The sequence below is a fragment of the Lamprocystis purpurea DSM 4197 genome, assembly GCF_000379525.1.
GTDB lineage: Bacteria > Pseudomonadota > Gammaproteobacteria > Chromatiales > Chromatiaceae > Thiodictyon > Thiodictyon purpureum.
In genome coordinates, this window is the sequence record NZ_KB902397.1 from 98,099 (window position 1) to 108,345 (window position 10,247).

Below are 10,247 nucleotides of genomic sequence, written 5' to 3' on the forward strand. Positions count from 1 at the left end.
ATTTCTCCACCAGGGGGAGCATTGGGGTGCGCGCTCGCTCACCCCAACGGTCATGATCGGCTCGCTCACCCCTGCCCATGAAAGTTCGGCTATCCTTAGCGGTGCCGAGCCGAAGGCACGACGCTATAGGCACCCACGGGGGTGGTGCTTGGCCGACCGCCGGATGCTCAGCAGGCTTCGTATCCGTATCGTGTCTCTTTGAGACGGCGAGGGGTGTGGTTATGCCACCGCCCGCCGGACTTTCACGGCAACCTACGCGCTCTCACCGAAAAAGAAGATGCTCTCACAAAGACACAAAGACACAAAGACACGAAGAAGAAAAGAGCGATAAGAAGCCATGAAAGGCTCCTATATCTTTGTGTCTTTGTGAGAGGATTTCTTCTCTTTCTTCCGTTGAGATGAAAGGCGCCGATGTGTTGCCGGACCTCAACGGCAACGGGGCCGCCGAGATCGCCGTGCTCGGCGAACGTGCTGTTGACAACAAACGCAACGTCTATATCCGGGACGCGGCCACCGGGGAACAGCTCCCGAAGGTCGGCTTCTAGCCCCTGTCGGCCCCCGCGGAGCGGCACTCCGGGCCGTCGCGCACTTCCATGAACTCCAACGCATTGCCGTCCGGATCGCGGCAAAACAGCGCCCGCCGACCGGAGCGGCTCATGGTCGATGGGACCCCGGCGGCCGCGAGCCGGGCCAGCAAGGGCTCCAGGTCCGCAACCATCAGAGCGACATGACGATCGCGCCCGCCATGGGCGGGCCGCCCCGCGACCGGATCGGGATTGGGCAATTCGAGCAGATGGATCTGGCACCTGCCGACCTGGAGCCAGACCCCAGGGAAGCCCAAATCCGGCCGCGTCGGGTCGACGCTGAGACCCAGCAGGTCACGGTAGAAGGCCAACGAGCGGGCGGTGTCGGCCACCAGCAGACTGGCATGGTGCAGATCGAAGATCAGCGGCATCGGTCCTCCGCGGCATAGAGCCGGTATCAGGCTTGGCCTATACTAGCGCCTTTTCGTTGCACCGCAGTTGCCGCGTTCCGCGCCGCTGCGTCATGCGGACCGGTACCCAAGTTGAAAAATCCTGCTGCTTTCGGCGTTATCACGGTTTGGCGCGACCCCCAGACGCGGCCATGCGCCATCCCTGGCGACACGCTGCCGGTGCCGGCCCAATGAACCCCGGCATCGCCCAGCTCCAGCCTTACCCGTTCGAGAAACTGGCCGCGCTCAAGGCCGGCTGCGAACCGCCGCGCACGTTGGAGCCGATCGCGCTCTACATCGGCGAGCCGCGTCACCCGACCCCCTCGCTGATCACCGAAGCGCTGATCGCCCATCTGCACGGCCTGGCCGTCTACCCGAGCACGCGCGGCCTGCCGGCCCTGCGTCAAGCCATCGCCGACTGGCTCACCGGACGCTTCGCGCTCCCCGCGGGGTCGCTGGACCCGGAGCGCCAGATTCTGCCGGTCAACGGCACCCGCGAGGCCCTGTTCGCCATCGCCCAGGCCGTGGTCGACCCCAGCCGCGCGCCCTTGGTGCTGATGCCCAACCCCTTCTATCAGATCTACGAGGGCGCGGCCCTGCTCGCGGGGGCGCAACCGCACTTCCTGCCCTGTCTGCCCGAGAACGGGTTCTTCCCGGACTTCGCGTCGGTCGATGCCGCCACCTGGGACCGCTGCCGGTTGCTCTATCTGTGCTCCCCGGCCAACCCGAGCGGTGCCGTGCTCGATCTGGACAGCTTAAGCCGCCTGATCGAACTGGCCCAGGCCCATGATTTCGTGATCGCCTCGGACGAGTGTTATGCGGAACTCTATCTGGACGAGTCGACCCCCCCACCGGGCCTGTTGCAGGCCGCGGCGGCGCTGGGCAATACGCAATTCACCGGCTGCATCTGCTTTCACAGTCTGTCGAAGCGCTCCAACGCGCCGGGGCTGCGCTCCGGATTCGTCGCCGGGGATGCGCGACTGATCGAGCAGTTCTACGCCTACCGGACCTACCACGGCTGCGCCATGCCGCTGCCGACCCAACATGCGAGTCTCGCCGCCTGGTCGGACGAGGCCCATGTGCGCGCCAACCGCGCGCTGTATCGCGAGAAGTTCGCCGCGGTCGTCGAGCTGCTGGCGCCGGTCCTGCCGGTCGAGGCCCCGGCCGCCGGCTTTTATCTGTGGCCGCGGACGCCGATCCCGGACACCGACTTCGTGCGCCGGTTGTTCGCGGAGCAAAACGTCACCCTGCTGCCGGGGAGTTTCCTGTCCCGCCCACATAATGGGCAGGACCCGGGAGCCAACCGGGTACGCATCGCCCTGGTTCCGCCCCTGGATGAGTGCGTGGAGGCCGCCTGGCGGATCCGCCGCTTCGTCGAGGGGCTGTGAGCCGGCTGCGAGGCTGATGGTGGATGCGCTGCGCTTATCCACCCTACAAAAGCGGCTGCGCCGTAGGGTGGATAAGGCGCGCCGCCTGGTGTCAGGGACCCGGCACCGCGGTCGAGCGCGCCGCATCCACCTAGATCCCGCGCGATGCCGCCAAAATTTGGAATTGCTGGTCAAAGCCGGCAGCTGACCGCTGGAAGCTGAAATGATCCTGTAAGATGACGCCCTAACCTTTTTCCTAACTACATTGGATCTGCCGGAGCCACTATGAGCGACACCCAATCCATCATCGTCGAGGCCTTTGAGCGCCGCGCCGAGATTACCCCCCGCAACGTCGAGACCCATGTCCGCGACGCCGTGCTGGAGGTCATCGGGCACCTGGACCGCGGCGAACTGCGGGTCGCCGAACCGCGCGACGGGGGCTGGGTGGTCAACGAGTGGATCAAGAAGGCCGTGCTCCTGTCCTTTCGCATCGAGGACAACTGGTTCATCAAGGGCGGCTTCACCAACTATTACGACAAGGTGGCGTCCAAGTATGCCGACATGAACTCACGCGAGTTCCGCGAGACCGGCGTACGCGTGGTGCCGCCGGCCACCGCCCGCCGCGGCGCCTACATCGCCCCCTCCTGTGTGCTCATGCCTTCCTATGTCAACATCGGCGCCTATGTGGACAGCGGCACCATGGTGGACACCTGGGCCACGGTCGGCTCCTGCGCCCAGATCGGCAAGAACGTACATCTTTCGGGCGGCGTGGGGATCGGCGGCGTGCTGGAGCCGGTCCAGGCGGCACCGACCATCATCGAGGACAACTGCTTTATCGGTGCCCGCTCGGAGATCGTCGAGGGCGTCATCGTCGGCACCGGCGCGGTGATCTCGATGGGGGTCTATATCGGCCAGAGCACCAAGATCTACAACCGCGAGACCGGTGAAATCCTCTACGGACGCATCCCCCCGGGATCCGTGGTCGTCCCCGGCAACCTGCCGGCCAAGGACGGCACGCACAGCCTCTACTGCGCCGTGATCATCAAGCAGGTGGATGAGCAGACGCGGAGCAAAGTGGGGATCAATGAGTTGTTGCGGGACATCTGAGCGGCCAGCGGTCAGTCAATGATCACCCTCTACGGCATCACCAACTGCGATACCATCAAGCGGGCGCGCCGCTGGCTGGCGCTGCACGGCGTCGACTACCGCTTTCATGACTATCGCAAGGATGGACTGACCGAGACGCAATTGCGTGCCTGGGTGGATGAATTGGGCTGGGACGCCCTGCTCAATCGCCGCGGCACGACCTGGCGCACGCTGCCGGACGCGGCGCGAGAGGGGATCGACCAGGAATCCGCGATCCACATCATGCTGGAGCACCCGTCCAGCATTCGCCGACCCCTGCTCGATACCGGGGAGACCCGCGCGCTGGGGTTTTCCGAGTCCACCTATACGGAGCTGCTGGGCTGATGTCCGACACCCTCGACCTGGCCCGCGCACTGATCCGCCGGCCATCGGTAACCCCCGTCGACGCGGGTTGCCAGGATCTGATGGCCGAACGCCTGGCCGCGGTCGGTTTCCGGATCGAGCCCATGCCGTTCGGCGAGGTGACCAATCTGTGGGCGCGCCGCGGCCAGTCCGGTCCGCTGTTCTGCTTCGCCGGCCACACCGACGTGGTCCCGCCCGGACCGCTGGCCGACTGGGCCAGCGACCCCTTCGATCCGCAGATCCGCGAGGGGATGCTCTACGGCCGGGGGGCCGCCGACATGAAGGGCTCACTGGCCGCCATGGTCACCGCCGCCGAGCATTTCGTCGCCGCCCACCCGCACCATCTTGGCTCCATCGCCTTCCTGATCACCAGCGACGAGGAGGGCATCGCCACCGAGGGGACCGTCAAGGTCGTGGAAACCCTCGCGGCACGCGGCGAGCAGATCGACTATTGTCTGGTGGGCGAGCCCTCCAGCCTGGAGCAACTCGGCGACTGTCTCAAGGTCGGGCGTCGCGGCAGCCTGACCGGGCTCTTGACGGTGCACGGCAAGCAGGGCCATGTGGCCTATCCGCAGCGCGCCAACAACCCCTTCCACGCCTGTGTCGGCGCCCTCGCCGCCCTGTGCGCCGAGGTCTGGGACCAGGGCAACGCGCACTTTCCGCCGACCAGCTTCCAGATCGCCAATCTGAACATGGGCACCGGGGCCGACAACGTGATCCCCGGCCGACTCACCGCCCAGTTCAACCTGCGCTTCTCCACCGAATTGACGGCCGAGCGGATCGAAACCCGGGTGCGCCGCCTGCTCGACGCCGGCGGCTTCCACTATGATCTGACCTGGCGCCTCTCGGGCAACCCCTTCCTCACCCCGGCCGGAGAACTGGTCGCCGCCACCGCCGCGGCAATCACCGCGGTGACCGGGATCGCGACGCAGCCATCCACCACCGGCGGCACCTCCGACGGGCGTTTCATCGCCCCCACCGGCGCCCAGGTCGTGGAGTTCGGCCCGCGCAATGCCACCATCCACCAGGTGGACGAATGCGTCAGCGTCGCCGACCTGGACCAACTGTCAGTCATTTACCAGCGCATTCTCGAACGACTGCTCGGGCGGCCGTGATCATCGTTTCGGCCGGCAATGCGCCGTTGCAGTCCAAGGCGTCAGCCTTGGCCTGCCGATCCCAGGCTGAAGCCTGGGACTCCAGCCGGCCGGAGCCATGACCAAGGCCCGGTGAACCATGAAGAACCTTCCCCAATGATCGCCATCCGGCCGGGTACCGACGCCGACCGCCCGCAGATCGTCGAGCGGATCGCCGAGGTCTTCGGCCACGCGCAGGCGCAGCGTGCCGAGCGCCTGTGGGACTGGCAATGGCATCAGGACCCGCGGCTGCCGACACCGGGTTACCGGGGGATGGTCGCCGACTGGCGGGGTCGGATCATCGGCAATCTGAGTACCACCCCCGCCGGACTCCATCTCGGCGGCGCACCGGTGAGCGCGCACTGGTGCTTCGACGTCCTGGTCCACTGGGGCTTGATGCGCCAGGCACTCAAGGAGCACCGACGCAGCGCCCCGGCCGACGCCCCCGACCTCTCAGGCGGCATCGCGGCAGCACTCCTGGACCAGGCCGCAGCGGGTCAGATCCAACTCGCCAAGCATATCTCAGACCCCATGATGGTCATCCTGGAGCGGATTGGATTCACGGCCATGGGCGCGAGCGGGTCCTTGCACCGTCGGGTGTCGCTCAAACACACCCTGGGGCGGGCACTCGGACAGCGCCTGGGCGGCCTGATCGGCAGCCTGGCTGACCTGGCCCTGCCGCGCGGTGCCAAACCCCGACTCCCGGTCGAGGTGCTGACGGGCGCCTTCGACGCGCGTTTCGATCACCTCTGGGATACCGTGCACCCGCTCTACCCGGCCATCTGTCGGCGCGACGCCCAAACCCTCAACTGGCGTTACCGTCGGCATCCCGAGAGCGACCATTACCAAGTCCTGACCACCGGCGATGGCGCCCGACTGCGCGGCTATGCCGTACTGCTCACCTACACCAAGGGGCAGCGGCGCTGGGCCAAGATCGTCGACTTGCTGACCGCACCGGGAGATCGCGAGGCGATCGACGCATTGACGGCCGGCGCGCTGTGCGCGCTGCGCACCTGGCGGGCGGAACGGGTCGAGGTCTTTGCCTGCGGCGACGGGACCGCGGCGCTCTTTCAATCCATGGGGTTTGTTCCGCGGCTCACCAAATCCGACCGGCCGCAACCGCTCATGGTCCGGGCGCTGCCGGCCGCTGCCGCGGGGATCTATGTCACCCAGGGGGATGGGGATGGTGGATGAGCCTGAAACGCGTTGTCGTATTCGTAATCGAGTTCGGTTGATGATCTTCGCGCGGGCCTTCATCATCATTCCGGCCGCAAGAAAACCGGAGGTCGAGGCTTTAGCCGGTCGACTCCGCGTCTGGGCGGCCCTCGTCCGGCTAACGGCCATGGAAAGAAGATCAGCCACCCCGGAAGATGGATGTCCCCCGTGGGAGCGGCGTCCCGCCGCGATACGGTGCCGCGGTGACCTCGAACGGTAGGGTTACGCGCCCGGCCCCGTCGCGGCGGGACGCCGCTCCCACAGGGTCGTTGCGCGACTTTCACGGTAAAGCTTCGACCTCCAGTATGAACGGTTCCTTGCCACCTTGGCACGAGCAATTTCTGGATATAGGTGACACGTTGACCCCGTTCAAGAGCATCTATCAGACCCTCGCGCGCGGCCTACAGAAGCGCCGTGACGCCCGCGTCGAGCGCACCCATTGGCCCCAGTGGTTCCTGCTGCTCGGGGAACGCGAGCGGTCGCACTGGAGCGCCCCGGACCCGGCGGGGCTCAAGCCGCTCTATCCGCCAGCCGATCGCTTCTGGGCCGACCCGTTCGCCTGGTCCGAGGGCGGACGGCGCTTCATCTACCTGGAAGAGTACCCACTGCACACGGCTAGAGGACGCATCAGCGCCCTGGAGATCGGCGCGGACCTCGAACCCCTGGGTCCGGCCGTCCCGGTGATCGATGAGGAACGCCATCTCTCCTATCCCTTCCTGTTCCGCTTCGCGGGTAATCTCTATCTGGTCCCCGAGAGCGCCGCCTCGCGCCGCGTCGATCTCTACCGCTGCGACCGCTTCCCGTTCGGCTGGACCAGGGTGGGCACCCTGCTCGCGGACATTCAGGCGGCCGATGCCACCCTGTTCGAACATCAGGGCCGGTGGTGGCTCTTCTGCTCGGCCCGCCAGGGTAAGGCGCGGCTCAACAACGCGCTCTTTGCCTTTCATGCCGATTCACCCATCAGCGACCGCTGGACAGCCCATCCAGGCAACCCGCTGGTGCTCGACTACGCGGGCGCACGGCCCGGTGGACGGGTCTTCGTCGATGACCAGGGCCGTCTGCTGCGCCCGGTGCAGCACTCGGTTCCGCGCTATGGTTACGGACTCGGCCTCAACGAGGTGTTGGAACTGACGCCCGAGCGCTTCCGCGAGCGGCCGGTCTGGCACGCCACGGGTGCGGCGGCCGGCGGCTGGCGCGCCCTGCATCACCTTGACTGGCATCAGGGGCTGATGGTCATGGACGCGCAACGCCTGATCCCGCGGCCGGCGCCGGGGACGCCGACGAAGCAGGCCGAGGACACTGAGCGTGCGCCCCGGCCTTCCTGATGCGGAGCCTTCATCGCAGAGCCCTAGTGGTTCCGGCATCGGCGGGCTTGGGGCAAAGTATCCGTTCGCGCCCGCGCGGCCGGCGCTTCATACGGACTCCCGGAATCCCCGCACCTCCTCCAGTATCTCCCGATGACTGCGGCGCGTGATCGTCAGGGTCTCGGCCCGGTCGAGGATCTCAGCGAGTCGCGCCCACTGGGGGGACAGGCGCTCATCCTCGTCCTCGACGATCACGCGCACCTGCCTGTCGCGGTAGCGGTCCGGCAATTTTGCAGTCACTACGCCGTCGAGCGAGACTTTGACCTCAATCTGCATGTGGCACCTCGTTAAATCAAAGAGAGTGGTTTCGTCGATGCGCCGCGCTTATCCACCGATAGACATCTTCACTCGTTCCTAAGCTCCGCATGGGAAGGCGGTACGCAAAGCTCCGCTTTGTGTCATTGGTTCCGAAAGCAGCGCTTTCGCGACCGCGCGCCTAAGCCGAGCTTGGGTACGAGGGAAAAAACCCAGGAGTCCGCGGGCGCCGAAAGACCGGGCTTGGGCCTGGCGTCATCGATTAGCTTCAGACTCGCGGCGAGTGCTTCACTTGTTCCGAATGAAGTCATGACTTTAGAGATGACGTCTCTAGTCTATCGCTGTTTTCCGCTCCAAGTCGAATCCGCGACCGTGTGACTGATGCGGGCGTTGCGCACCGACCCGCTGGCGTCCTGGGAGACCCGGCTGCGCCTGCGTGGGCAATTGGCCTTGCACCAATTGCCGGAGCGTGCGGGGGGCGTCTACACCGCGCTCTTTGATCGCTGCCGAGACCGCTTGGAGGAGGAGGACCTTGGCGCCCTGGCGCAGTGGCGGTGCAGCGCGACCGGCCAAGACATCCTGGACATCCTCGACGCGCAGGGTTGGGGCCTCGTTTGAGCCAATGCCGATGTATCCCATCCACAACCGCCCCGCCCTGCCATCGTGCGGCCGCGACGCGGTTCCGCGGTACAATTGGGTGTTGGCTTTACCGCCAGACCGCGTCACGACCGGAGGCCGCGCCCACGGGCAACCACCACCTACCCGCTTGGAGACATGCAGTTGCTTGAGGCCCTGACCCTGATTCTGTCCTGCCAACTCGCCGGAGAAGTGCTGGTATTGGTCTCCGGACTGCCCGTCCCGGGACCCGTGCTGGGCATGTTGCTGCTGCTCGCCTGGCTGGGGCTGCGCGGCGGTGTTTCCGAGCGCGTCGCACAGACCGCGGACACCCTGCTCGGCCACCTCTCGCTGTTGTTCGTTCCGGCCGGGGTCGGGGTCCTGGTTCACTGGGAACGGGTGCGCGACCAATGGCCGGCCATCGCCGCCGCCCTGGTCCTCGGCACACTCATCACGCTCGCGGTGACCGCGCTCACCATGGCGGGCGTGCAGCGTCTGCTGGCCTGGCGCCGCGGCGGCCGCCATGAATGACGCCCCCTTGACCCAGATCTGGGTCTACCTGGCCGCCTCGCCGCTGCTGTGGCTGACCGCCACCCTGGTCTGCTACCTGATCGCACTCAAGATCTACCGGCTGGGCCGGGACAATGCCCTGCTCAACCCGGTGGCCATCGCCATCGGCCTGCTGATAGCGCTACTCCAACTCACCGGGACGCCTTACCAGACCTATTTCGACGGTGCCCAGTTCGTGCACTTTCTGCTCGGACCGGCGACCGTGGCACTCGCCATCCCGCTCTATCGCCAGCGCGAGCGGCTCAAGACCCTGGCCCTGCCCATCCTGGCGGCCCTGCTGGCCGGGGTGACCACCGCCGGATTGAGCGCGGTCGCACTCGGCAGGCTCTTCGGCGCGGATACCAAGACGCTGATCTCACTGGCCCCCAAGTCAGTCACGGCGCCGGTGGCGATGGGCATCAGCGAAAAGCTCGGCGGACTGCCGTCACTCACGGCCGTGCTGGTCATCAGCACCGGCATCGTCGGCGCCGTACTCGGCACCGGGCTCTTGCGGCTGCTGCGGCTGCGCGATGACGCGGTCAAGGGCTTCGCCCTGGGTCTGACGTCCCACGGCATCGGCACCGCCCGCGCCTTTCAGGTCAGCCCGGTCATGGGCGCCTTCGCCGGTCTGGCGATGGCACTGTCGGCCTTTGTCACCGCGCTGTTGCTGCCGCCGTTGCTGCGGTGGATCGGGGTCGTGGATTAAAGTGATTTGACAGAAATCGCCTAAGATCGAACACTCAGCAGAACCGGTCCAGTGGGACCATCCAGATCCAAGGAGAATCGCACCATGCGCCTGTCCCTGTTCGCAGTGCCCGCCCTTACCGGATTGCTCGCCCTGCCCGCCTGGGCCGCCAATCCGAGCTTCCCATGCAGCAAGGCATCCCACGAAGTCGAGGGGCTGATCTGCAAAGACGCCGAACTGGCCGCCCTGGACCACAGCCTGGCCAACCTCTACAGCGTCGTCCTGAAACACACCCCGGCCAACGAGCAGAAATTGCTCAAGGCCGAGCAGCGCGGCTGGATCAAGGGCCGCAACGATTGCTGGAAGTCGAGTGACCAGCGGGGGTGCGTCAAGGCATCCTATGAGGAACGCATCCGCGAACTGAAGGACCGCTGAGGAACCGTTCACTATCGCCTTCGCACCTGATATCCAGACATGGCCTCGGGGTAGGGGCAGTAATTCCAAATTTGGGCGGCATCGCGCGATCCCTGGTGGATGCGGCGCGCGCGACCGCCGTGCCGGGCCCCTGACACCGAGCGGCGCGCCTTATCCACCCTACAGCGG

The 10,247-nt window shown here is 66.3% G+C and carries 13 protein-coding genes; 11 read left to right on the forward strand and 2 right to left on the reverse strand.

Features of this window, described 5'->3' with window-relative positions:
* Nucleotides 1-398: 398 nt before the first annotated feature.
* Nucleotides 399-545 (forward strand): hypothetical protein, encoded by a 147-nt coding sequence (locus A39O_RS40430; RefSeq protein ID WP_020503730.1) that lies wholly within the window; start codon nt 399-401, stop codon nt 543-545.
* On the opposite strand, the gene A39O_RS0105670 is transcribed toward A39O_RS40430, so the two are convergent.
* Nucleotides 542-955 carry a VOC family protein gene (locus A39O_RS0105670; protein WP_020503731.1) on the reverse strand — a complete coding sequence of 138 codons (414 nt, stop codon included), beginning with the start codon at nt 953-955 and terminating at the stop codon, nt 542-544. The two genes, A39O_RS40430 and A39O_RS0105670, sit on opposite strands and share 4 nt — an antisense overlap.
* A gap of 209 nt (nt 956-1,164) precedes the next feature.
* On the opposite strand from A39O_RS0105670, the gene dapC reads away from it, so the two are divergent.
* From dapC to A39O_RS36255, 6 genes are all read left to right on the forward strand, one after another.
* Nucleotides 1,165-2,361: a succinyldiaminopimelate transaminase gene (gene dapC, locus A39O_RS0105675; RefSeq protein WP_020503732.1), complete on the forward strand. Its 1,197-nt coding sequence runs from the start codon at nt 1,165-1,167 to the stop codon at nt 2,359-2,361.
* A 264-nt stretch (nt 2,362-2,625) separates the two neighbouring features.
* Nucleotides 2,626-3,447 (forward strand): 2,3,4,5-tetrahydropyridine-2,6-dicarboxylate N-succinyltransferase, encoded by an 822-nt coding sequence (dapD, locus tag A39O_RS0105680; protein WP_020503733.1) that lies wholly within the window; start codon nt 2,626-2,628, stop codon nt 3,445-3,447.
* An 18-nt stretch (nt 3,448-3,465) separates the two neighbouring features.
* Nucleotides 3,466-3,810, forward strand: a complete 345-nt coding sequence (locus A39O_RS0105685; RefSeq protein ID WP_020503734.1) for an ArsC family reductase — start codon at nt 3,466-3,468, stop codon at nt 3,808-3,810.
* The gene (gene dapE, locus A39O_RS0105690) at nt 3,810-4,943 is read left to right on the forward strand and encodes a succinyl-diaminopimelate desuccinylase (protein ID WP_020503735.1); all 1,134 of its coding nucleotides are present in this window, start codon (nt 3,810-3,812) and stop codon (nt 4,941-4,943) included. The genes A39O_RS0105685 and dapE overlap by 1 nt, the downstream gene beginning before the upstream one ends.
* Before the next feature lie 135 nt (nt 4,944-5,078).
* The gene (locus A39O_RS0105695; RefSeq protein ID WP_020503736.1) at nt 5,079-6,155 is read left to right on the forward strand and encodes a hypothetical protein; all 1,077 of its coding nucleotides are present in this window, start codon (nt 5,079-5,081) and stop codon (nt 6,153-6,155) included.
* Nucleotides 6,156-6,535: 380 nt separating this feature from the next.
* The gene (locus tag A39O_RS36255) at nt 6,536-7,501 is read left to right on the forward strand and encodes a glucosamine inositolphosphorylceramide transferase family protein (RefSeq protein WP_051088767.1); all 966 of its coding nucleotides are present in this window, start codon (nt 6,536-6,538) and stop codon (nt 7,499-7,501) included.
* 87 nt (nt 7,502-7,588) lie between these two features.
* On the opposite strand, the gene A39O_RS0105705 is transcribed toward A39O_RS36255, so the two are convergent.
* The gene (locus A39O_RS0105705) at nt 7,589-7,816 is read right to left on the reverse strand and encodes a hypothetical protein (protein WP_020503738.1); all 228 of its coding nucleotides are present in this window, start codon (nt 7,814-7,816) and stop codon (nt 7,589-7,591) included.
* 360 nt (nt 7,817-8,176) lie between these two features.
* On the opposite strand from A39O_RS0105705, the gene A39O_RS0105710 reads away from it, so the two are divergent.
* The 4 genes from A39O_RS0105710 to A39O_RS0105725 all read left to right on the forward strand — a co-directional run bounded on the left by A39O_RS0105710 (nt 8,177) and on the right by A39O_RS0105725 (nt 10,079).
* The gene (locus A39O_RS0105710; protein WP_020503739.1) at nt 8,177-8,413 is read left to right on the forward strand and encodes a hypothetical protein; all 237 of its coding nucleotides are present in this window, start codon (nt 8,177-8,179) and stop codon (nt 8,411-8,413) included.
* Nucleotides 8,414-8,569: 156 nt separating this feature from the next.
* Nucleotides 8,570-8,941, forward strand: coding sequence for a CidA/LrgA family protein (locus A39O_RS0105715; RefSeq protein ID WP_020503740.1), 372 nt, complete (start codon nt 8,570-8,572; stop codon nt 8,939-8,941).
* Complete coding sequence (locus A39O_RS0105720; protein ID WP_020503741.1) at nt 8,934-9,665, forward strand: LrgB family protein; 732 nt, start codon at nt 8,934-8,936, stop codon at nt 9,663-9,665. Before A39O_RS0105715 ends, A39O_RS0105720 begins: the two co-directional genes overlap by 8 nt.
* 84 nt (nt 9,666-9,749) lie before the next feature.
* A complete protein-coding gene (locus A39O_RS0105725) occupies nt 9,750-10,079 on the forward strand; it encodes a lysozyme inhibitor LprI family protein (protein WP_020503742.1) in 330 nt (109 codons plus the stop codon).
* Nucleotides 10,080-10,247 lie beyond the last annotated feature (168 nt).

Excerpts from the sequence above, each read along its gene's own strand:
- A39O_RS40430 (WP_020503730.1), top strand. The coding sequence starts at position 399 with ATGAAAGGCGCCGATGTGTTGCCGGACCTCAACGGCAACGGGGCCGCC.
- A39O_RS0105670 (WP_020503731.1), bottom strand. The coding sequence starts at position 955 with ATGCCGCTGATCTTCGATCTGCACCATGCCAGTCTGCTGGTGGCCGAC.
- dapC (WP_020503732.1), top strand. The coding sequence starts at position 1,165 with ATGAACCCCGGCATCGCCCAGCTCCAGCCTTACCCGTTCGAGAAACTG.
- dapD (WP_020503733.1), top strand. The coding sequence starts at position 2,626 with ATGAGCGACACCCAATCCATCATCGTCGAGGCCTTTGAGCGCCGCGCC.
- A39O_RS0105685 (WP_020503734.1), top strand. The coding sequence starts at position 3,466 with ATGATCACCCTCTACGGCATCACCAACTGCGATACCATCAAGCGGGCG.
- dapE (WP_020503735.1), top strand. The coding sequence starts at position 3,810 with ATGTCCGACACCCTCGACCTGGCCCGCGCACTGATCCGCCGGCCATCG.
- A39O_RS0105695 (WP_020503736.1), top strand. The coding sequence starts at position 5,079 with ATGATCGCCATCCGGCCGGGTACCGACGCCGACCGCCCGCAGATCGTC.
- A39O_RS0105705 (WP_020503738.1), bottom strand. The coding sequence starts at position 7,816 with ATGCAGATTGAGGTCAAAGTCTCGCTCGACGGCGTAGTGACTGCAAAA.
- A39O_RS0105710 (WP_020503739.1), top strand. The coding sequence starts at position 8,177 with ATGCGGGCGTTGCGCACCGACCCGCTGGCGTCCTGGGAGACCCGGCTG.
- A39O_RS0105715 (WP_020503740.1), top strand. The coding sequence starts at position 8,570 with ATGCAGTTGCTTGAGGCCCTGACCCTGATTCTGTCCTGCCAACTCGCC.
- A39O_RS0105720 (WP_020503741.1), top strand. The coding sequence starts at position 8,934 with ATGAATGACGCCCCCTTGACCCAGATCTGGGTCTACCTGGCCGCCTCG.
- A39O_RS0105725 (WP_020503742.1), top strand. The coding sequence starts at position 9,750 with ATGCGCCTGTCCCTGTTCGCAGTGCCCGCCCTTACCGGATTGCTCGCC.